The organism is Salinigranum rubrum (assembly GCF_002906575.1).
In the GTDB taxonomy this organism is placed as follows: Archaea; Halobacteriota; Halobacteria; order Halobacteriales; family Haloferacaceae; genus Salinigranum; species Salinigranum rubrum.
This window is the reverse complement of record NZ_CP026309.1, coordinates 1,624,851-1,646,870: the sequence shown is the minus strand read 5'-3', so window position 1 is coordinate 1,646,870 and position 22,020 is coordinate 1,624,851. Positions and strand designations below refer to the sequence as shown.

The window sequence follows — 22,020 nt, the reverse complement described above, 5'->3', positions numbered from 1 at the left end:
GGCGTTCAGGTCTGGAACTCGAACGCGCCGAGGTCCGGCGCCGCGCCGACGTACGACACGCCGACGTCGACGCCAGCGTCGATGCACGGGGAGTCCGCGGTGAGGTGGAGGAACGCCTCCTCGTCCCTGACGACGCTGGCGAAGTCCGGGTCGTCGATTTCGAGGTTCCAGGTGTTGGCCTCCGACTGGGCGTTGTAGAGGAGGTTCGCCGGCCCGTCGCTGTTCTCGAACGCGATGCAGTTGCGGACGACGTGGTCCGGGTCGGTGTCGCCGGTGAACTCGAAGCCGTACGTGCCGTTGTCGTAGGCGGTGCAGTTGTCGAACGTGTTCGCGGCGCTCGCGCCGTTGCAGTCGAAGCCGATGGCATCGTTGCCGAACGACCGGGCGCGGACGACGTGGTTGCCGCCGGTGCGCCACCCGCCGCCCATCTTGAAGCCGTTGCCGTCGCCGGTCGCCCCCTCGCCGTCGCGGCCGTTACCGAAGGCGACGCAGTCGACGAGGCTACTCGGGCGCTCGGGGTCACACCGGAAGAAGTCGAAGCCGTCGTCGGCGTTGCGGTACGCGACGCAGCGCTCGAAGCGGTGGCCGCCGCTGAACCGGCGGTTCTGCCCGCCGATGTAGAACCCGTCGGAGTTGTCGTCGACGGCACCGTGGTGGCAGACGACGTCGCGGACGACGTGGTCGTACGAGTCGCGGTAGAAACCGATACCGTTCCCCTCGGTGCTGTCTCCCTGTCCGTAGTGGTGGACGAGGAGGTCCTCGAAGACGCAGCCGATGGCCTGCTGGCTCCCGTTCGCCGCACCGGGGACCTGGATGCCGTCGCTCCCGGCGTTTTTTAGCTCGAAGCCGCGGAGCGTCATGTACTGCGCGCCCTCCAGCCGAATCGCGGAGCCCTCGACCCCGTTCGCGTCGAGGACCGGCCGGCCGTCGCCGTACGGCTCGATGACGATGGGGTTCTCGGCCGTCGCCTTCTGGAGGTAGAAGTCGACGTTGTCCTCGATGACGATGGGCGCCGTCGCGCGGAGCTTGATGACGTCTCCCGGTTCGAGGTCGACCCGGCCGTTCGTGGTCAGCGGCTGCAGGCTCGCGAAGGCGGTGTCGGGGCTGCTGCCGGCGAACTCGTTGTCGCCGTTGACGGGGTCGACGAAGTACGTACCTTCGAGTCCGGTCGGTGCCGGCGTCGGCGTCTCGGTCGGCGTCGGTTCCGGGGTCGGAGTCGACTCCGGCGTCGATTGCGTCTGGCTGCTCGCTGGGTCGCCGCTCCGACCGCCACACCCGGCCAACAGCCCCGCGACGGCGGTCGCACCCGTTGCCGTGAGGAACTGCCGACGTGAGCGCCACGGTGAGGAGGGGCGTCCGCTCCGTCGGGGACGTGTCATACGTTACGTTGTGGCGGCGAAGCGATATAAATCACGCGAGAGTGAATGTTCGTTCGTGACGAACGCGGGGTGACCGGGGGCGAACGAGGAGAAGCATGAGAGAGCGACGAGCGAGTACGGACGAGAACCGTTGTTCACCACGGTCTCGGGCCGTATCACTAGACAGTGTGCCTGACAAGGTTCGCTCGGTTCGGCGCGGCCCGATTACGTACCTCATCGATCAATGGATGACCGACGGAGACGATATCCGAACGGGTGGATGTATCAGTCGAGCCGCTGAACAAGCACTACGACGCTCCGAAGAAGGATCAGGAACGGCAGGGTAGGAAGGAGTACCTCGACTTGTTATGAAACGGTTAGATGAGGTTGCCCACTATCTGAAGAAGAAACCCGGTGGCAAGCAATAAGAAGCCGAATCCTCTCACGCCAGCCTGCCACGTGTCTATCTTTTGTTGAATCGTCTCGCGGGCGACCCTATAATCGACTGGCAGTCCTAACTCCTTGCCGAGCGCCTTCTGTTCATCTTCATCCTCGGGGTCCACAAACAAGTAAACTGACTCGAATCCGTATCGTGACATGGTGTAGAAGCCTACTCTCACGGCCCACACCTCATCGGGAAAGTCCAGTCGATAAATATTCTCCAACTCATCTTTGATTTCGCTGTAACCCGTCTCTCCTTCTCTCAGTCCGTTACTTTCCATGTCGCTCAACCCCCGCCTGACACGTGCAGACCAGAGAACTAAGTTCGCTCTCGGAATGTCGGGAAGAGCGATAATCGCCGCACCGATAACGTCCAGCCCTAATCCGCCAACCGTCAGTAGAGTCTGAACAGGCGCCATGGTATTTGCTCGGCATCCATACATATCTGAGATCCAATTAACCCACCTCTTCAACTCCTGTTCGGAATCTGATTGTTAGTGCCGAGCAGGGCGAGAACATGCCGCCCCGTTCTCAACAAGACTCCAGCTGAGACTTGAATCCCTTAGGGGTTCATGTCTCCCGATGAAATCTGCTGGGTCTCGACGGAAACTGGCAGTAGGAGCATTATACTGTCCGTTCTGGGAAAATTGAGCGCGAAGTGGGGTCGGAGGGATTCTGAACCACGAGGACCTCGCTTCGCTCGTCCTCTGGGTTCAAATCCTCCTCGTCAACGTCACATGGAACTCACGCGGTCCGCGAGCGACGGAGCGCTCGCTCGGAGGTGAGTTCCGAGAGAAGTGGGGTCGGAGGGATTATCACCCCCGCCGCTCGCTCCGCTCGCGGACCGCAAACCGAACTACTGCACGGCCTCCGGACCCGTCCGTCTGTGATACTCAACAACAGACCAAAGTCATGTCCGATATACCAAAGCTGAGTGTCGAACGGGCGGTCGAAGACTTCCTCACTGACCGAAAAGGGATGGTGTCAGAATCGACGTGGCGGAACTACCGCTACCCGCTTAAGCAGTTCATCGAGTTCTGCGAGAATGAAGGCGTCCAGTATACGGAGCAAATCACGCCCTACCACATCAAGCAGTTCAAGTTGGAGCGTAAGTCCGAGGAAATCGCGTACGCCACGCTTCGGAACAATCTGAGCGCCCTTCGGGTGTTCATCCGGTGGTGCGAGCAGGGCGGAATAGTCGAGGGGGGGCTGGCGGACAAAATCGACGTGCCGCCAAAGAACCACCCGAAGATGGTATCCGACACTGTAATCGAGGAGGACGAGATGAAAGCGGTTCTCGACTTCCTTCGCAAGTTCGAGTACGCGACTCGGCTACACGCCATCACGCAACTCATCTGGCACACCGGATTCCGAATCGGGACCGTTCTCGCGCTCGACCTCGAAGATTACGACCGAGAGCAGGGACTCATCAACGTGGTACACCGACCGGATACCGGGACTCCGCTCAAGAACAAACTCGACGGTCAACGTCAGGTCCGAATTGACGACGAGACGCAATCGGTACTGAACGACTACATCGGCCACAAGCGCGTAGATATACTGGAAGACGCCGACGACCGACGACCGCTATTCACCACCTACCAACAGCGAGTCACGGCGAACACGTACCGGAAGAACCTCTACGCGGTCACTCGTCCGTGTATCTACGCTGGTGAGTGTCCGCACGACAAAGAACAGGCGACGTGCGAGTGGGCCGTAAAGAAGCGGGAAGCGTCCGGCTGTCCATCGTCCGTGAGTCCACACCCGCTCCGCCGAGCGGCCATCACCTACGCGCTGAATCAGAACTATCCAAAGGAACACCTCGCGGAACGAGCGAACGTCGGCGTAGACGTTCTGGACGCGCACTACGACGCGGCAAAAGAGGAGGAGAAGCGGAAGCGACGAGACAGGTTCTTCGACCTGCTGTAAGGTTCTATATTTATATAGAACTTAGCCTTCTTTATTAGGATACCCAACTCGTCGGAAGACTTTATTCGTTAGTGTGATTTGACATCTACATGACTAAACGGTTGTTAGTCTTCTGTGTCGTCCTTACATTGGTCGCTGGTTGCGGAATGAGTCCGAACGAACCCCCAACACGGGAGCAGTTAGTCTCATCTGAGACTCCAATAAGTGAACAGAACACACCCGGAGGAGCCAGTTCAACTGAAACGAACTCACGGCAGGATACGGCCAATCAATCCGTATTCAATGTTACTAGCGTGAATTTCTCTGTATCTATCGGTGGGGCTGACGGTCCGCTTCCACCGACGCTCAATCATTCCGCGTCTGTCAACTTCACCGACGACGATACAATCCGAATTCAGGGGGAATTCCCAAGTGGTGGGCGGTCTTGTCGTTCAACTGAACTTGAGCAGGTGTATTTCAATCCGCAATCTGATGGCTTGTCAGTGGTCGTTTTCGACAATTATCATCCCCCAACGCTGGAGCGACCATGCACACTTGAGGAAACACTGCTGAGATACACGGTTACAATCTCGTACACGGGACCGACTCCAGACCACGTTTTCGTTGACCACACGTCTGAGGAGATGGTGTTTGAGGGGCGTCATGATAAAGAGGACACCGACTGAGCGGGTTGATTGTCTGCTTGATTTCAGGGAGCGATATATCACTCTCGGGGTTCAACTCCCACACTGCTGGTATCCCCTGCACGGCTCCGGGGCCGACCCCTCATCGGGTGTTGTCGAATCAAGTGGAGGAAGCCCCTGAATCAAGAGCAGTATTGCGATTCGGGGTCCTGAGGGAGCGTGAAAAGTGATAGTGGGGTCGGAGGGATTTGAACCCCCGATCGACTGATATCTCCGGTCGCGCCTCGGTTCTCCAGAGGGTCGTCAACACGACCGATGATCAGTCGGTCGCTCGGTATATCAGTCTGGAGTGTCGTCACCGGGCGGTAGCCTCTGGAGTCAGTCGCCATGCCGGGCTTGGCCACGACCCCTGCACTCTCTCGTTTGGCGATTCGATTAAAAGGGCTTTCGATTCGCCTACTCGCGGTCGGTCTCCTTCCAGTCGCACTCTTGGCACTTGTACCCCGTGACGAACTCGGTCACGGAGGGCATGTAGCCCACCGAGATGACGTTGCCGCCGCAGTCGGGACAGTCGCGGTCGGCGTCCTCGATGGCGTCGGTCTCCATCGGTCGGGAGCCCTCGATGAGTTCGGCGAGTTTGTCGGGCGTTACCATCCGGCCCTGCACGACGCGGTTGCTCATACGCCAGGGTGGAGAGCGAGGCACGTAAGGATTCGTCATCGGCACAGTCGCGCTGGCGCGTTGTCGAGCGAGTCCGTCGAGGACGCGGGTCAGACGACGACGCGCACCGTCCGCTGGCGCGGTCCGTCGCACTCGACGAGCAGCACCGACTGCCACGTTCCGAGGGCGAGTTCGCCGTCGACCACGGGGACCTGGACGCTGTTTCCCAAGAGGAGCGTCCGGAGGTGCGCGTCCGCGTTGCCGTCGATTTCGTCGTGGTCCCACTGCTCGTCGGGAACGACCTGAGACAGGTACGCCTCCATGTCGCCGAGCAGGCGCGACTCGGCCTCGTTGACGACGACGCCGGCCGTAGTGTGTTCGACGAAGACGGTGCAGACTCGCTCGCCCGCCCCGGAAGGGTCGTCGGCGACGACGTCGCGGACGCTGTCGGTGATGTCGACGACGGACAGGCGAGCGTCGGTCGAGACGGTGAATCGGGGCATACTCCGTGGAGGAGTGGGTCGGATCGGTAATAGGAGTTCGTCCCGTTCGTGCCGACGAGTGGAGGGGAGAGGCGTCTCCGTGCGCGTGCAGGCGTTCGTCGTCGGATTTAGGATACCCAGCAGGGAGGCCCCGCGATACGCGGACGCGGTGTTCTCGCAGCCGCACCCTCCCCGACCGATGTGGTGGCGCGTGACGTCACGCGGGCTTGCCGCGTTCTCACGAGTGAAAGCGAGTGGGAAGCAGCGAAACCGCGGATATCGCCCGCTCTCACGCGAGAGAGACGAGTGCACGACCGAACGGAGTGCCGGAGTGCTCGAATCGGCTGGGGAGGACGTAGTCTCGTCGCGTCCGTGTGCTGTGCGGCCGCGGCGTCCGCGCCAGCCTCACCGACTCTCACTCCCTCCGTGAGCGCCAGGACGTCCACGTCCACGAACACACGCCGAACGCCCGGACGAAGAACCGAGAAACGAGTCAGAGCCAGGGGAGCCGCGAATCCTCGCTCCGGGGGTAGCGGTAGGCGTCGCCGTCGGCGTCGTCGCCGCCGTCGGCCACCGTCGGAACGCCCGAGTCCGACGCGGGCGCTGCGGGTTCGGGCGCCGGGTCGTCGTCGGACGCTGCGACAACTGGGTCATCGTCGTCCGCGCTGTCGTCCTCGCTCCCCGTCGACGACCCGTCGGGGTCGAACGAGAACACCGCCGTCACGACGAGGACGCCGAGGGCGACAGGCGCCTCCGTCGGCATGAGCTGGAGGACCGAGAGCGCGAGCATGCCGAGCGCCACCGAGGAGCCGAAGCGGAAGCGGTCGATGTCGACCGCGCCTCTGAGCTGCGGCCCCGCGAGGGCGACGGCGAGCGCGAACGCGACGCCGACGCCGGCCGTCGCGGCGGCCTTCGCGATGAGGACCGGGTCGGTGGAGACCGCGACGTCGAGCCCCCCCGGCTGGAAGCTGGCGACGAGGCCGAGGCCGATGATCACCGCCGGACGCGGGAGGTACTCGCCGACCCGCGCGCTCGCCGTCTTGGCGGCGACGGCGACGATGACGAGGCCCGCGAAGCGCTGGAACGTCGGCATGTCGAGCATGCTCTCGATGGTCGGTGCGAGCGCGGCCTCCATCGCCGCGACGGGGATCAAGACGAGCCCCAAGACGAGGATCGAGGGGACGATTTCGCGCGGGGAGCCGTCCATCTCCGCGAGGATCACGGCGACGGTTGCGGAGCCGCCGAACACCAGGAGGCCCGTCTCGATGATGCCGAACGGGTAGGTGAGGGCACCGGCGAGCACGAGGGCGGGGAAGATGCCGTCGATGAGCGGCAGCGCCATCACCGTCGCGAGCAGGCGGGTCGACTTGCCCACCTGTCGCTCGATGCTGAGCGCGATCGGATGCCGAGAGACGCTCATCTCACGTCAGCGGCCGTCACCATCGGCCGAACGGCGATACGGGCGCAACCCCGACCTGGACTCGCACCGGACGTTCGAGTGAACGTCGTCGCCGTTGGACGGTTTAAATGTGCGTGCCATCGCTGTAAAGAATCGGCTGCCGGAGGAACGAATCGACTGACCGGCACTGCGGGTCGCGATGGGACGCTCGGAGTCCATGTTCGAAGCATGCCGGAGTAGGATATTAAAGATTGTGTGGGACTCGTCCGCACGTCACAGAAGAACAGTCGGTACGAGCGCGATTGACTGACGAATATTCGACGACAGGCGCGTACAGGTGAGTATTTCTCGACTCGGCACGGACTTCGTGCAAGTATTGCGTCGACAGGTGTACTCATACGTTCCGACAGCCGCGACGCCGTTCCGGCGGACGCTCGGCCCGCTCCCGTGACAGGTGATATCGCACACAGTACACGAACGTGGATATCTTCTCGTGAACGGGTGCCAGCACCACCCACACACGTGCGTTCTCGCAACGCTTTTGTCGCCCGCTCGTTGACGGCTTATATGGCGAAGGACGCTGACCCTGGCCCCTTTTCGGAGAAACTCCGCGTGCCGGAGGCGCTGACGTTCGACGACGTGCTCCTCCGGCCGATGGAGTCGCGCGTCGAGCCGGACGACGCCGACGTGTCGACGCGCGTCTCGAGGAACGTCACGATCAACATCCCGGTGCTCTCGGCGGCGATGGACACCGTCACGGAGGCGGGAATGGCCGCCGGGATGGCCCGCAACGGCGGCCTCGGCGTACTCCACCGCAACATGACCGTCGAGGAGACGGTCGCGGAGGTCGAGGCCGTCAAGCGCGCCGACGAACTGTTCATCCGCCGCGAGGACGTCGTCACCGCCTCGCCGACGCAGACCGTCCGCGAGGTCGACGAGATGATGGAGCGCGCGGGCGTCTCCGGCGCGCCCGTCGTCGACGACGACGACAGGGTGCTGGGCATCATCTCGGGAACCGACATCCGGCCGTTCCTCGAAGTCGGCGAGTCGGACCAGGTCTCGGAGGCCATGACGGACGAGGTCATCACCGCGACGAAGGACGTCACCGCCCGCGACGCGCTCGAACTCATGTACGACCACAAAATCGAGCGCGTCCCCCTCGTCGACGAGGGACGGCTGGTCGGACTCGTGACGATGCAGGGCATCCTTCAGCGGCGCGAACACGAGGACGCCGCCCGCGACGACGAGGGGCGCCTCAGAGTCGGGGTCGCGGTCGGCCCCTTCGAGGAGGAGCGCGCCGTCGCCGCCGACGAGGCCGATGCGGACGTGCTCTTCATCGACTGCGCACACGCACACAACATGAACGTCCTCGACTCCGCCCGCGCGATCAAGGAGGAGGTCGACGCGGACGTCGTCGTCGGCAACATCGGCACGCGGGAGGCCGCCGAGGCCTGCGTCGACTTCGCCGACGGGCTGAAAGTCGGTATCGGCCCCGGCTCCATCTGTACGACGCGCGTCGTCACCGGCGCGGGGATGCCCCAGATCACGGCCGTCGCGGAGGTCGCCGACGTCGCCACGCCGGCGGGCGTGCCGGTCATCGCCGACGGCGGCATCCGGTACTCGGGCGACGCCATCAAGGCCATCGCCGCCGGCGCCGACGCCGTCATGCTCGGGTCGTACTTCGCCGGGACCGACGAGGCTCCCGGGCGCGTCATCACGATGAACGGCAAGAAGTACAAACAGTACCGGGGCATGGGCTCGGTCGGCGCGATGCGCTCGGGAGGAGGAGACCGCTACCTGAAGGACGCGGACGAGGACGAGGGGTTCGTCCCCGAGGGCGTGGAGGCCGCCACGCCGTACAAGGGGACGCTCGCCTCCGAACTCCACCAGCTGGTGGGCGGAATGAAGTCCGGAATGGGCTACGTCGGCGCCGAGACGCTACCGGGGTTCAAAGAGCGCTCCCGGCTGGTCCGCATCTCCGCGGCCGGCCAGACCGAGGGGCACCCCCACGACGTGATGATCACGGACGAGGCACCGAACTACAGCCCCGACCAGTAGCTGGCGGCTCGACACCGACTCGGTCCCGCGATTTCCTCGCCGTGTGAGTGACGAAGGTTATTACGCCGGGGAGCGTTCTGACACACAATCGATGAATACGGCCGAACTCCGCGCCGCACTGGAAGAGGCTGGGCTCTCGCAGTATCAGGCCGAGGCGTACAACACGCTGTTGCAGCTCGGCGCGGCGAGCGCGACCGAGATAGCCGACGCCTGCACCGTCCCGACGGCCCGCATCTACGACGTGCTCCGCGATCTCGAGGGGAAGGGGTACATCGAGACGTACGAACAGGACAGCCTCCACGCCCGCGCACGCGACCCGAACGAGGTGCTCGCCGACCTCCGCGAGCGCGCGACCATGCTGACGGAGGCCGCCGAGGAGATCGAAGAACGCTGGCAGGAGCCGGCGGTCGACACGCACAAGGTGAGTATCGTCAAGCGGTTCGACACCGTCTTCGACCGGGCGAAGGCACTCATCAGCGAGGCGGAGAACGAGGTCCAACTCGCGGTGACGCCCCCCCAGTTCGAGAAGCTCCGCCCGGCGCTCCGACGGGCGTTCGACAGCGGCGCCATCATCAAGCTCTCCATCCACACCGACGAGGAGAGCGGTGCGGCCATCCCGGGAATCGCGCGGTTCGACGGGGTCGTCACCGAGGTCAGGAACCGCACGCTCCCGACGCCGTTCGTCGCCATCGTCGACCGGACGAACACGTGTTTCGCGCCGCACGCTCACTCGCTGAACCAGTACGGCGTCCTCGTCGACGACTACACGCTCACGTACGTCTTCCACTGGTACTTCCTCACCTGCCTGTGGGAGGTGTGGGACACGGTGTACTCCTCGCGGTCGGCGTCGCTCCCCTCGACTACGCCGACATCCGCCAGTGCGTCCGCGAGATCGAACCGATGCTGAACGACGGGGCGCGCATCCGCGTCGCCGTCGACGGCTTCGACACCGAGACGGGCGAGGCGATGTCGTTCGTCGGTCACGTCACCGACGTCCACTACTCCGGGGGACCGCCTCGGGCGGCTCGCCCGCGCTCTCACAGCTTGCGGGGCAGGTGAGCCTGACCGTCATCTCCGACGGCAAGGCGTACTCGGTCGGCGGCTGGGGGGCGGTCCTCGAAGACGTCGAAGCGACGCGCATTACCGTTCGTGAGATGACGGAAGCGCGATGAACGGTCACCCGGCTCGTGCCGGCAACCCGACGAGTGCAGGAATAATTATATGTGGTCCGCCCCACGTTGCGATACAGCCATGCGAACCCCGCCGCTGGGCGCTGACACGACGACCACCCCGTTCGGGCGTGGGGTACGTTCATATACTCTCACACCATCTGCCCGAGTGAGTGTCCGAGAGACACCCTTTCCCCACCAATGAGTGACGAGAAGCCCGTCGTTCTCATCGTTGAAGACGAGCCGGATCTCGCGGACCTGTACGCGACCTGGCTCGACGACGAGTACGACGTCCGGGTCGCATACGGCGGTCGCGAGGCACTGGAGAAGCTCGACGAAAGCGTCTCGGTCGTCCTCTTGGACCGCCGGATGCCGGACCTCTCAGGTGACGAGGCCCTCGCCGAGATCCGCTCGCGCGGCTTCGACTGCCGGGTGGCGATGGTGACGGCCGTCGAACCCGACTTCGACATCGTCGCGATGGGGTTCGACGACTACCTCGTCAAGCCGGTCTCGAAGGACGCCCTCCACGAGACGACCTCGAACCTCCTCCTGCGGAGCGCGTACGACACCGGCGTGCAAGAGCTGTTCTCCTTGGCCTCGAAGAAGGCACTGCTGGAGTCCGAAAAAGGCCCGACCGCGCTCGCGGAGAGCGAGGAGTACCAGCAGCTCGACGAGCAGCTCACCGACCTCCGGGACGAACTGGACGAGACGCTCGGACAGTTCGAGGAGGGCGACGACCTCTCCGCGCTGTATCACGACCTCGGCCGAGGCGTCGAGTTCGACGACGACGAAGACGAGACGGAGTGAACGGAACACCTCACCGCGCTGGTGGAACGGTCGAGAGCGGAGCGAACCCCTACGCGACCGTCCACTGCTCGGCGACGAACGTCTCGATTCGGTCGAGCGCCTCTCGTAGCTCACCCATCCCCGTCGCGTACGAGACGCGGAGGTGGCCCTCGCCTCCCGAGCCGAAGACGCGTCCGGGCACGAGCGCGACGTTCTGCTCTCGCAACAGCCGTTCGGCGAACTGCTCGTCGTCGCCACCGCAGAAGGGGAACGCGTAGAACGCGCCCTTCGCCTCGAAGCACTCTAACCCCATCTCGTTGAACCGCGAGATGACGAACCGACGACGGCGGTCGAACTGGGTGCGCATCTCCTCGACCGCGTCGTCACAGCTGCGGAGCGCTTCGATGGCGGCGTGCTGGGCGGTCGTCGGCGACGACAACATCGTGTACTGGTGGACGCGGTTCATCGCCGTGATGGCGTCGGCGGGGCCGAGCGCGAAGCCCAGTCTGAGCCCGGTCATCGCGTGCGTCTTCGAGAAGCCGTTGAACACGACCGTCCGTTCGCGCATTCCGGGGAGAGAGGCGATAGAGGTGTGCTCGTCGTCGTAGCGGAGGCCGGCGTATATCTCGTCGGAGAGGACGACGAGGTCGTGCTCGCGGCAGAAGGCGGCGACGTCTTCGAGTTCCGATTCGGTCATCACCGCCCCGGTCGGGTTGTTCGGGTAACAGAGCATGAGCGCGTCGGCCTCGTCGGCACCCGCCTCGGCCAGGGCGTCGGCCGTGAGCACGAAGTCGTCCTCGTGGGAGGTCGGCACGCCGAGGGTCTCGCCGCCGGCGAACGTCACCGTCGGGACGTACGAGATGTACGACGGCTGTGGGACAGCGACGGTGTCGCCGGGGTCGACCACCGAGCGGACCGCGAGGTCGACAGCCTCCGACGCGCCCGTCGTCACCAGTATCTCCTCGTCGGGGTCGTAGTCGAGGTCCCACCGACGGACGTACGTCGAAATCTCCTCGCGGAGTTCGCGCATCCCCCGGTTGGCGGTGTAGGAGGTCTTCCCCCGTTCGAGGGAGTCGATCGCCGCGGTTCGCGCGGCCCAGGGCGTGCTGAAGTCGGGTTCGCCCACCCCGAGCGAGATGACGTCGTCCATCTCCTCGGCGATTTCGAAGAACCGCCGGATACCCGACGGCGGGATGGCCTCGACTCGGTCGGCGCGCTTCATGGTGAGAAGTTCAGCCGGTCGTCGTCGGTGTGGTCGCCGAACTCGATGCCGCGCTCCTTGTACGTGTCCATCACGAAGTGCGTCACCGTCTGGGTCACCTCGGGGATGGGCGCGATGCGCTCGGAGACGAACATCGACACGTCGTGCATCGAGTCGCCGACGACCTCGACGGCGAAGTCGTAGTCGCCGGAGACGAGTTTGAGGTCCGAGACCTCGGGGAACTTCGCGATGCGGGCGGAGATGTCGGTGTACTTCGTCTCGCGGTCGAGTTCCACGTTGAGTTCGACCATCGCCGTGACCCGCTCGCCCTCGACGGTGCCCCAGTCGATGACGGCCTGGTAGCCCCGGATGACGCCCTCGTCTTCGAGTTCCGCGATGAGCGTTTCGACCGCTGCCTCCTCCATGCCGAGCTGCCGAGCGATGTCGGCGGTGCTCTCTCGCGCACTGTCCTGCAGCAGGTCGAGCAGTTCCCGCTTCTCGTCCATACGAACTCGCGTGCCCGCATGCAGTAAAGCGTTTGCGAACCGTCGGGACGACGAGACAGGTGGACCCCGTCGCGGTTCTGACGGCCGCGGGAGGGTCGGGGGAAAACCGTCACGCTTGAACCGTTTCCCGCCGTAGCCCGCGGCGTGAACGGGCGACGCCGTCGACTCGCCGGACTCGGGCTGTTGGCGCTCGCTGCGGTCGTCGGCACCGTCGTCGTCTCCCCTCGGGACCTCTTCGTCCGCCTCGCCACCGTCGACGTGTGGCTGTTCGCGCTCGTGTTCGTTCCGCTCCTTCTCGTCCGCGCGTTCGTGCTCGTCCCGGTGACGCTCGTGACCGTGTTCGTCGGCTACCGGTTCGGCCTCGTCGTCGGCATCCCCGTCGCGCTCGCCGCGACGGTCGTCACCTGCCTGCCGCCGTACCTCGTCGCCCGCCACGCGCCCGACAGCGGGTGGTTCGGGACGCTCGGTGACTGGGGGACGCACACGGTCGACCACGTCGGCGGGTTCCGGGGGACGACCGCCGCGCGCCTCTCGCCGACGCCGGCCGACGTCGTCTCGTACGCGGCGGGCGTCTCCGGCGTCCCGCTTCGGGCGTTCGTCGTCGGAACGCTCCTCGGCGAACTCCCCTGGGCGGTCGGCTACGTCCTCGTCGGGAGCGCGCTCGGCCGGGCCGTGTACGACGTCGACATCGACGTCCGTTACCTCGTCGTTGCCGGCGTGGTCGCCGTCCTGCTCGTCGCCCGTCCGCTCTACCGACTCGCCCGGGCGTCCGTCGGCGAAGCTGACTGAGCGGGGCCGTCCCGTGGAGCGCCGCACTCGGCGTCGGATGTGACTCCCCGGCGTCTTAGTACGGGTGCGAGAACGGGTCGACGGGGCCGGGGCTCAGCACTGACCGGGCTGTTGCTGGGTGATGCCTTCGACCGGTCCGTCGTACCCGTGGCGATAGACGGCGACGCCGTCCTCACACCGCAGGAGCCCGTACTCCTCTTCGAGTCGCTCGCCGAGCGCCTCCTCAACGGGGGTGGACCAGTCGTTCTGACGGGCGACGAGTCCTCCGTCGACGAGGACGTACGTCGGCGTTACGGGTCCGTGCGCCTCCTGGTACATCCGGAACATGTCCGGTCGACCGACGTACGTCGCCTGGGGTCTGGTCGCGACGTGCGGGTAGAGGTCGTTCTGCGTCAGGAGCGACGCCTCCTCTGGAATCCCCTCGATGGCGGCTTCGACCACCTGGTTGTGTTCGGGGTTCGTCTGGACCGGGAAGACGTTGTGGTCGGCGCCGACGGCGAAGCCGGCGAAGAGGTTGACGAGGATGACGGTGACGAGCAGCCGTCTGAGGAGCGCCCGCGACGGCGTCGGAATCTCGACCCGACTGAGCACCCGGATGGCGCCCACGTAGATGAACGGGAGGAGGTAGAAGGGGTAGTGCGCGCCGAACATGTGGTATATCTCGCGTCCGGCGATGAACCACGCGAATCCCAGGTAGGGGACCATCGCGCCCGCGGAGAGTTCGTCGCTCAGCGAGAGGAACAACACGGGCGCGAACAGCGCGATGAAGAAGAGCAGCTTCTGGGTGAGTTGGACCGAGAACGACTCCGCGAGGAGCATCGGCTCCGCGAGGACGACGCGGAGCACCTGTCCGATGCCCGTCCGGGTCCCCAGATACGGCTTGATCGGTTCGGCGAACGAGGCGTAGGGAATCCCGGCGTCGACGCTGAACCGGGTCGTGACCACGGCACCGAGCGCGAACACGGCGAGGGCGGCGAGCGCGGTCACGACGAGCGTCGGCGCGCGCTCGCGGAGTTCGCCCGCGCGCGCGACGGCGACCGTCAGGCCGGCGAGTCCACCGGCGAAGATGACGACCGCGAACTCGTTCGTCAGAAACGCCAGCGTCGCCAGCACGACGAACACGCCCCGCCGGTCGCGGTGGTACGCCCAGAACGCACCGAACACCAAGAGTGGGAGGAGCGCCTGCTCCTGGAAGTCGAACACCCACGCCGACCAGAGGAACGGGTTCAGCGCGTACGAGACGGTGAGCAACCCGGCGATGGTGTCGTCGCCGATCAGGTCGCGCGCGAACGCCCAGACGAGCGGGATGCTCGCCGCGACGACGGCCGACTTCGCCACGAGCAGCGTGAGCGGCGAGGGGACGAGCGCGAACAGCGGGAGGAACGCCAACAGCGTGAGCGTGAAGTGCCCGCCCCAGTACGACCCCTGCGGCTGGCTCACGCGGTACTTGCCGTGGAGCAGGAGTCCCTCGCCGTCGAGCGTCGTCGAGAACATGTGGACGTACGCGCCGAAGTCCGAACCGCCCATCCAGTAGGCCGCGTAGAGCCACGCGGTGTACAGCGAGAAGGCGGCGAACAGCGTGGCCGCGAGGCCGATGACGTACCACGTCGGGCGGTCGATGCGCTCGACGGCGGTGCGGGCCGCGACGGGCGTCACCGGCAGGTCGATGGCGCTCCGAACGCCGAGACCGCCGAGCCACGCGAAGCCACACACCACGGCCACCACGGGGAGGAGCGCCGGCCTGACGCCGGCGTCGAGCGCGACGAGCAGCGCGGCCGCGAACGCCCCGCTCGTCACGGCGACGGCCGCGAGGAGACGACGGGTGCCGATGTCCCGAAGCGACCGAGCCCCGACGTGCGCGGCGAGGAACCCGCCGATGCCGCCGGCGACGGTGGCGACGACGTACGGCACGCCGCGCGGTTCCGTCACCACGGCCAGGAGGGCCCCGAGGACGGCGACGGCGACGACCGTCGTCAGGGGGGTGAGTTCCCCCGGGCGGGCGTAGCGCCGACTCGACTCGTCAGACACCGTCCGTGCCCTCCGTCGGTCGGGAATCGCGCTGGACCGCTCGGACCATCGGGCTCACTCCAGATACCCGAGGTCGCGAAGTCGTTGCTCCGTCTCGTCGTCACGTTCGACCGCCGCGCTCTCGCCGACTTCGATCTCGTCGAGCCGCGCCGACAACGCATCGCGCAGGCGCGTCCAGTCGCCGCCCGTCGGGTCGGTCACCGGATCGGTCTCGCCGGCGTCGGCCACGAGGTCGAACCCGAGGACCGTCCCGTCGGTGGTGGCGACGACCTTCCGCTCCGGCGTCCGGACGGCGACCTGGAGCGCGTCGGGGTCGAGTTGGCCGGGCGTCGTCGCCGTCGAGGCGACCTCCGAGACGGCCAGTTCCTCGCCGACCTCCTCGCCCTCGATGGCGGGGCGGAGCGACCGGCCCACCCACCCGTCCGGCACGTCGACGCCGGCGTAGTCGAGGATGGTCGGTCCGATGTCGACGTGTCTGACCTGCGTGTCGACCTGCGAGGCTTCGACGGGGTGGCCGGCGGGCGGGCGGACGACGAGCGGGACGCGGACGAGTTCGTCGTACAGCGCCGGTTCGTGGCCGACCTGCCCGTGCTCGAAGAGCGCCTCGCCGTGGTCGGCGGAGACGACGACGAGCGTGTCGTCGTCGGCCGCGTCGAGTATCCGCGCCACCTCGGCGTCGGCCTGCCGGACGGACGCGGCGTACAGTCGCCTGACCGCCGCCCGCTCGGGGGGCGAGAGCGAGTCGGGGTCGTGCTGGGCGCGGGTCGACAGCGACATCGCGCTTCCCTTGAAGTTCGGGACGCCCATCGCCTCGCGGTACTCCTTCTCGGGCGTGTACGGCGCGTGCGGCGTGAGCAGGTGGACCCAGACGAACGAGTCGTCGGGGGCCGACTGCAGCGCCTCGCGCGCCGTCGCTATCTCGTCGTTCCCGCCGCCGCCGAGCGACGAGAGCGGCTTCTGCACGTAGCGGTAGGCGTACTGCGCCGCGCGGTAGACGGGGTGGTCGAGACCGAAGCGGCCGATGAGTTCCTCGCGGATGTCGTCGAGGAAGGGGAGCGAGAACTCCCCGACGTCACTGTACTCGGCGTAGCCGCGCGCGTAGCCGTAGCGTTCACCGAGCCACGGGTTGGCGTGGACGCCGACGCAGTGGTAGCCCCCACGAGAGAGGGCCTCGCTGGTGAGCGTCCGCGACTCGTCGATACGCTCGTAGCCGCCGTGTGAGAGCGGCAGCGACGAGGTGTGAAGCGCCGGGAACGCGTAGGGGGTCGCCGGGCCGTGGCTGACCGCCTGCGTGAAGGCGGTCCCCGACTCGGCGAGCGACGCGATGTTCGGCGTGTACGGGACCGGTGGCTCGTCTCCCCCGGCGGTCGGGGCAGCGAACGAGGTGTGGGAAGCGCGCCAGGCGTCGACGGTAACGAGGAGAGTCTTCATCGGAGTGGCTCCGTTGCAGTGGTGAGTGAGTCGGTGGTCAGTCGGGGGCTGTGCGTCTGCGTCTGTCGGTCGAGCGGCGTCTGGTCGACTGCGGCGGCGACGGCGCCATGGTCAGCGGCGACAGCGCCGTTCTCGACGGCGACGGCGCCGTGGTCGGCGGCGACGCTCGCGCTGGTCGAGGCCGCCGCGGTCGAATCGCCGTCCGTCAGGGTCGCGTCGGTGTCCGACGAGGCCGCATCGGCGTCCGACGAGGCCGCAGCGTCCTGTCTCTCGACGGTGACGCCGCCGAAGGCGACCGTTCCGCCGGGGGCGGCGTGCGCGCCGCGGAACTCGACCTTGCTGGTCGGGCGGTCGAGCGTGAACGCGACGGTGACCTCCTGGACGCCGGGTTCGGAGGCGACCTGCTCGGTGGCGACGACGCGGTGGTTCTCGCCGACGGCGACGTCGACTGTCGCGGCCGGACGGTCACCGGTGCCCGTCGCGTACACCTGGAAGGTCGCCGTGTAGGTGCCGGGTGCGAACACGGCGTACGGACCGTACCAGATGCGCTCGCCGGCGTCACCGTTCTGGCTGACGAGGAAGTCGCTGACTTCCGTCGTGGACTCCGTCGTGAACACGCCCGGTTCGAACGTGTGGTCGTCGGTCACCCAGGTGAGTTCTCGGTCGGTGGTGAGGGCGGTCGGGGTCCCCTCGTAGCCGCGCTTGAACACCCAGAAGCCGTCCTCGTACCGGTAGAGCTGGTACTCGGTGCCGACGCGCGAGTCGAACGAGTCGAGCACCTGGTCGACCCAGAAGCCGCGGAGTTCGGTGTCGTAGACGATGTACTCCGGCGTGATCGGGCCGATTTCGCGTTCGTACCGGTCGAACTCGTACGGCGTCACGATGAACGAGGAGTCGGGCCGGCGGGCCATGTGCGGGTAGAGGTCGTTCTGGGTGACGACCGAAGCGTCTTGTGGAACGGCGGCCAGCCCCGCCTGGATGACCTCGTGGTGGTCGGTCTTCGAGTCGACCGGCTTCATGTTCCCGCCGCCGATGACGACGAACGCCCCGGCGTTGACGAGGAGGATGGCGACGGCCAGTTTCGCGGCCGTCGTCCAGGGGAGTTCGACCGCGGAGAGCGTCGACGGTCGGGGGAGGAGGTGTTCCCACCGTGCGAGCGCCCGGACCGCGCCGATGTAGACGAACGGAAGCAGGTAGAGCGGGTAGTGCGCCCGGAACGTGACGTACGACCCGCGGTTCGAGACGAGCCAGGCGAAGCCGACAAAGGGTGCGAGCGAGCCGAGCGTCACCTCGTCGGCGTACGCGACGAACAGCAGGGGCAACGAGAAGGCGATGAGGTAGATCACCTTCCGCTGGATGTCGACCGTGAGCGCCCGGAACGCGACGTCGGGGTTCATGATGGCGATGGGGATCAGCTGTCCGAGCGAGACGCGCGACCCCTCGACCAGCGGCTGGAACGGCGGGGCGAGGACGCGGACCGGGACGCCGCTGACCGTGCTGAACTGGCCCATGACGAAGCCCGCGACGACGTGGGCGAAGACGGCCAGTCCGATTCCCGCGGCCACCGTCTGGAGGGCGCGGCGGTCGAGCGCGCCGTCCCGCAGGCTGCTCACGGCGAGGCCGAGGAGGAAGCCGAGCGAGACGGGGACGACGAACTCGTTCGTGAACATCGCGAGCAGGAGGAAGACGAGGAAGCCGACCCGGCGGCCGCGGGCGTACAGCAGGTAGCCGACGAACACCAACAGCGGCAACAGGGACTGCTCCTGGAAGTCGAACGCCCACGCCGACCAGAGGAACGGGTTGAACGCGTACGAGAGGACGACCAGGCCGGCGAGCCGTTTGCTCTCGATGTGCTCGCGCGCGACGAACCACAGGAGGGGGACGCTCACCGCGAGCACGAACGACTTCGCCACGAGGAGCGCGTACGGCGACTGCCAGATGGCGAAGAACGGGAGGTACGCGAGCAGCGTGAGCGAGAAGTGTGCCCCCAGTAGACGCCGCTCGGGTGGCCGGCGCGGAACTTCCCCTGCTGGAGGAAGCCGTGGCCGTTGACGGTCGTCCAGAACATGTGGAGGTACGACCCGAAGTCCGCCCCGGTGAGCTGGTACCCCCGGTACAGGAGCGAGGTGTACACGGTGAAGGCGACGAAGAGGCCGCCGGCGAGCGCGAACACGGCGATCGTGGCGCGGTCCATGCCGACGAGACGCTCGCGGAGTTCGTACCGGTCGAGGGTCGGGACGTGGCGCTGGACCTGTCCGCCGTCGACCGCCGGTGCGCCCTGGTCGGGAGTCGCCGTCCGAGCGCGGCCGAGGCGGTCGGCGAACCGGTTGAGCAGGGCACCGAGTCGGTCGAGCCCCCGTCGCACCGGCGGGACGACCACGCGGTCGAGTCGGTCGAGCCCCCGTCGCACCGCCGGAGTGACCGAGCGACTAGTCCGCTCGGCGAGGCGGTCGAACCGGTCCCCGATCCGGCCGAGACGCCGTCGTACGATCGAGACGGTCGACGAATCACGGACCCGACGGTCGCCGAGACGCTCGCTCTTCGTCCGACGGTCGGCGGGGTCGGAGTCGTCCTGACCGGCCAGCCGCGCCTGCAGCCGTCCGAGGAGGCGACCGAGGCGCGTCGGGGCCGCGTCGTCGGAGCGCCAGACCCAGCGTTCGCTCGCCCCGAACCCCCACGCGATGCCCACGCCGACGGCGAGGACGTTCGCGACGAGGTAGTGAAGGCTGAGGAGTTCGACGAACAGGACGAGCGCCCCGAGGCCGATGCCGATGCCGACGATTCGCGTGAGCACGTATTTGAAGCCGCGGACGACGTACTCCCGGGGGCCGGGGTCGCCGCGCCCGCCCCAGGTCCACGCGTCGTTGACCGCGTAGTTCACCAGCACGCTGAGGACGCGGCTCAGGGTGCCGCCGATGACGTACGAGAGGCCGGCGACGCCCGTGGCGAGAAAGAGGACGCCCTGGTTGACGCCGAGACCGAGCGCACCGACGAGGACGTACTGCAGGAGGCGTCGGTTCCGCGACCCGGGGGCGAGATACTCCTCGACGAGGTGAGTGCCGCTCATTGGGTCGTGGTGCCCTCGTGGCTCGTCTGCCCGTCACCGTTTCCGAGCGCGTGCGTCGGCGTGTCGGGCGCTGCGTCTCCCGTGTCTGTGGTGACGCCGGTCACCGTCGTCGGTTCCGTCGGGTCGGTCGCGTCCGCGGAATCGGGAATCCAGTCGGGGAACAGGAGTCGGCGGAGTCGCCGGTAGACGAGTTCCGCGTCCCGGTTGCGCCCGTGCTGGCGTGCCAGCGCACACCGCGCGTCGTAGCGCGCGCGGTCGGTGCGGAACTCCTCGGCGAGGTCGGTGATGCGGTCGACGATCTCCGACGCCGAGTTGGCGTGCATCGCGGCCTCGTCTGTCCGGACGTGCGTCGGCAGCGGCGACGAGATGACGGGCGTCCCCGAGGCGAGCGCCTCGTTGATCACCATGCTGTCTGTGTCCACTCGGGTCGGGTGGAGAACGAGGTGCGCCGCCGCGTACGCGTCGGCGAGTTCGTCCTCGTCGAGGAAGCCGAGCGCGTCGATGTGCGGGTGGGAGCACTCGCCGGTCGTGGCGAGTCGGACGTCCGCGGGGAGGCGGTCCGCGACCTGCTGGACGACGTCCCACCCCTTCTCGCGGATGTGTGCGGCGGTGACCAGGACGGTGAACTCCTCGTGCAGGGGGGCGCGGCCCGGCCGGAAGCGGGTCGTGTCGACGAAGTTCGGGACGTACGTCGTCTCGGGGTGCGGCGAGTCGAACACCCGCGAGACCGCGTGGACGACGTCGTACCGGCGGAGTTCGTTCGCTCCCACGAGCCGGTAACAGAGCTTCGCGGCGGTCGGCGCCACGCCGTAGTGGGACTCGAACAGTTTGTCGGTGATGAACGCCCACGAGTGGATGCCGGCGATGGTCCGCGTGCCGGACGAGATGGAGAAGCACAGCCCCATTCCCGGCGTGTACATCACGTAGGCCGTGTCGTACCCCGAGACGTCGTGTCGCCACCCCTCGGTGTAGCCGACGCCGTCGTCGAGCACGTCCCGGGCGTCGACGCGGCGCTCGCCGCCGGGGGCGTACGGTAACGCGTAGACGTCGACGTCGACGCCGTCGGCGGCGAGTCGGTTCGCGACGTCGGCGACCCACTTCTCGCCGCCGCGGAAGTGCTCGACCGAGAAGTGGGTACACAGGGCGACCCGCCGACTCATGCTCGACTCCGCAGCGTCATGAGGTGCTCGACGAACGCTCGACAGGAGTCCGTCGTGAGCTTCGACTGGCCGAAGCGCCGCTCGTCGAACTGGTACGGCACCTCGACGACGTGGCCGTACTCACACTCGACGAGCACCTCTAAGAGGATCTTGTAGCCCATCGGGTCGAGGTCGGCGTCGTCGATGACGGACCGGCGGACGAGAAAGAAGCCGCTGAGGGGGTCGTTGAGCCCCCGCGTCTCCGCGAGACAGAGCTTCGTGAGCGCGATGGCGCCGCGGCTGATGAGCTGGCGACTGAGCGGCCAGTTCACCACGCGCCCGCCCTTACGGTATCGGCTTCCGATGACGACGTCGACGTACTCGGTGACGTGGTTCGCCAGTTCGGGGATGAGTTCAGGGGGGTGCTGGAGGTCGGCGTCGATGACGACGCAGAAGTCCTTCGTCGCCCGTTCGAACCCGTGAACGACCGCCGTACCGAGTCCACGCTCCGACTGCCGCCTGAACACGCGGACCTCGTCGATGTCCTCGCTCGCCGTCTCGGCGACGCGCCAGGTGCCGTCGGGCGAGTCGTCGTCGACGATGAGGAGTTCGTAATCCCGCCCGTCCATCGCCTGTCGACACCGCGCGATGACGCGTTCGACGTTCTCCGCCTCGTTGAACGTCGGGACGACTATCGAGACCGACCGCGGCACTACCTCGTCGGTCGACTCCCGAGAGAGATCAGCAACGCTGTCCGTCTCCGGAGCGGGTTCGCTCCGGGCTGTGGACGAACTGGAGGGAGGTTCCATTGGTGTGGACTGTCGTCTGACTTGGGTATATATCTTGTTTGAAAAAAAGGAGGAATATAACCCTCGGTTGACCTTGTTATCAGTGTGATGGATAGTGGCCGAAGAAAGTATGTCACGGACGATAACGCTGTTCGACGCCGCGAGC

At 66.5% G+C, this 22,020-nt stretch carries 17 protein-coding genes, 1 tRNA gene and 1 pseudogene; 5 read left to right on the top strand and 14 right to left on the bottom strand.

Annotation, left to right across the window (positions count from 1 at the left end):
- Positions 1–5: 5 nt before the first annotated feature.
- Both C2R22_RS08140 and C2R22_RS08135 read right to left on the bottom strand, forming a co-directional pair.
- Complete coding sequence (locus C2R22_RS08140) at positions 6–1,379, bottom strand: right-handed parallel beta-helix repeat-containing protein (protein ID WP_103425314.1); 1,374 nt, start codon at positions 1,377–1,379, stop codon at positions 6–8.
- A gap of 356 nt (positions 1,380–1,735) precedes the next feature.
- A complete protein-coding gene (locus tag C2R22_RS08135; protein ID WP_103425313.1) occupies positions 1,736–2,218 on the bottom strand; it encodes a hypothetical protein in 483 nt (160 codons plus the stop codon).
- 493 nt (positions 2,219–2,711) lie between these two features.
- Between C2R22_RS08135 and C2R22_RS08130 the strand changes: the two genes are divergently transcribed.
- A complete protein-coding gene (locus C2R22_RS08130; protein WP_103425312.1) occupies positions 2,712–3,728 on the top strand; it encodes a tyrosine-type recombinase/integrase in 1,017 nt (338 codons plus the stop codon).
- A gap of 856 nt (positions 3,729–4,584) precedes the next feature.
- Here C2R22_RS08130 and C2R22_RS08125 read toward each other — a convergent pair.
- The 4 genes from C2R22_RS08125 to C2R22_RS08110 all read right to left on the bottom strand — a co-directional run bounded on the left by C2R22_RS08125 (position 4,585) and on the right by C2R22_RS08110 (position 6,913).
- A tRNA-Trp gene (locus C2R22_RS08125) sits at positions 4,585–4,761 on the bottom strand.
- 46 nt (positions 4,762–4,807) lie between these two features.
- Positions 4,808–5,032, bottom strand: coding sequence for a DUF5795 family protein (locus C2R22_RS08120; protein WP_103425311.1), 225 nt, complete (start codon positions 5,030–5,032; stop codon positions 4,808–4,810).
- Positions 5,033–5,121: 89 nt separating this feature from the next.
- Positions 5,122–5,514, bottom strand: a complete 393-nt coding sequence (locus tag C2R22_RS08115; RefSeq protein ID WP_103425310.1) for a secondary thiamine-phosphate synthase enzyme YjbQ — start codon at positions 5,512–5,514, stop codon at positions 5,122–5,124.
- Positions 5,515–5,986: 472 nt separating this feature from the next.
- On the bottom strand, positions 5,987–6,913 hold the full coding sequence (locus C2R22_RS08110) for a DUF5794 domain-containing protein (RefSeq protein WP_103425309.1): 927 nt from the start codon (positions 6,911–6,913) through the stop codon (positions 5,987–5,989).
- 546 nt (positions 6,914–7,459) lie between these two features.
- Between C2R22_RS08110 and guaB the strand changes: the two genes are divergently transcribed.
- The 3 genes and pseudogenes from guaB (at position 7,460) to C2R22_RS08090 (ending at position 10,926) form a co-directional block, all read left to right on the top strand.
- On the top strand, positions 7,460–8,950 hold the full coding sequence (guaB, locus tag C2R22_RS08100; RefSeq protein WP_103425307.1) for an IMP dehydrogenase: 1,491 nt from the start codon (positions 7,460–7,462) through the stop codon (positions 8,948–8,950).
- A 91-nt stretch (positions 8,951–9,041) separates the two neighbouring features.
- A pseudogene (locus tag C2R22_RS08095) lies at positions 9,042–10,122 on the top strand (TrmB family transcriptional regulator).
- 198 nt (positions 10,123–10,320) lie between these two features.
- A complete protein-coding gene (locus C2R22_RS08090) occupies positions 10,321–10,926 on the top strand; it encodes a HalX domain-containing protein (RefSeq protein ID WP_103425306.1) in 606 nt (201 codons plus the stop codon).
- Between the two features lie 49 nt (positions 10,927–10,975).
- On the opposite strand, the gene C2R22_RS08085 is transcribed toward C2R22_RS08090, so the two are convergent.
- Positions 10,976–12,127 (bottom strand): pyridoxal phosphate-dependent aminotransferase, encoded by a 1,152-nt coding sequence (locus C2R22_RS08085; protein ID WP_103425305.1) that lies wholly within the window; start codon positions 12,125–12,127, stop codon positions 10,976–10,978.
- Positions 12,124–12,612 carry an Lrp/AsnC family transcriptional regulator gene (locus C2R22_RS08080; protein WP_103425304.1) on the bottom strand — a complete coding sequence of 163 codons (489 nt, stop codon included), beginning with the start codon at positions 12,610–12,612 and terminating at the stop codon, positions 12,124–12,126. The genes C2R22_RS08085 and C2R22_RS08080 overlap by 4 nt, the downstream gene beginning before the upstream one ends.
- Positions 12,613–12,756: 144 nt before the next feature.
- On the opposite strand from C2R22_RS08080, the gene C2R22_RS08075 reads away from it, so the two are divergent.
- On the top strand, positions 12,757–13,401 hold the full coding sequence (locus tag C2R22_RS08075; RefSeq protein WP_103425303.1) for a TVP38/TMEM64 family protein: 645 nt from the start codon (positions 12,757–12,759) through the stop codon (positions 13,399–13,401).
- Positions 13,402–13,494: 93 nt separating this feature from the next.
- Here C2R22_RS08075 and C2R22_RS08070 read toward each other — a convergent pair whose 3' ends face one another.
- The 6 genes from C2R22_RS08070 to C2R22_RS08045 are packed head-to-tail and all read right to left on the bottom strand — an operon-like array spanning position 13,495 to position 21,875.
- On the bottom strand, positions 13,495–15,429 hold the full coding sequence (locus tag C2R22_RS08070; protein ID WP_103425302.1) for a DUF2079 domain-containing protein: 1,935 nt from the start codon (positions 15,427–15,429) through the stop codon (positions 13,495–13,497).
- Positions 15,430–15,483: 54 nt separating this feature from the next.
- Positions 15,484–16,860 (bottom strand): sulfatase, encoded by a 1,377-nt coding sequence (locus C2R22_RS08065; RefSeq protein ID WP_103425301.1) that lies wholly within the window; start codon positions 16,858–16,860, stop codon positions 15,484–15,486.
- Positions 16,857–18,800, bottom strand: coding sequence for a DUF2079 domain-containing protein (locus tag C2R22_RS08060; RefSeq protein ID WP_245903005.1), 1,944 nt, complete (start codon positions 18,798–18,800; stop codon positions 16,857–16,859). The genes C2R22_RS08065 and C2R22_RS08060 overlap by 4 nt, the downstream gene beginning before the upstream one ends.
- Positions 18,746–19,927, bottom strand: coding sequence for a GtrA family protein (locus tag C2R22_RS08055; protein WP_103425299.1), 1,182 nt, complete (start codon positions 19,925–19,927; stop codon positions 18,746–18,748). The genes C2R22_RS08060 and C2R22_RS08055 overlap by 55 nt, the downstream gene beginning before the upstream one ends.
- Positions 19,924–21,087 (bottom strand): glycosyltransferase family 4 protein, encoded by a 1,164-nt coding sequence (locus C2R22_RS08050; RefSeq protein WP_103425298.1) that lies wholly within the window; start codon positions 21,085–21,087, stop codon positions 19,924–19,926. Before C2R22_RS08050 ends, C2R22_RS08055 begins: the two co-directional genes overlap by 4 nt.
- Positions 21,084–21,875: a polyprenol monophosphomannose synthase gene (locus C2R22_RS08045; RefSeq protein WP_103425297.1), complete on the bottom strand. Its 792-nt coding sequence runs from the start codon at positions 21,873–21,875 to the stop codon at positions 21,084–21,086. Before C2R22_RS08045 ends, C2R22_RS08050 begins: the two co-directional genes overlap by 4 nt.
- Positions 21,876–22,020: the final 145 nt, after the last annotated feature.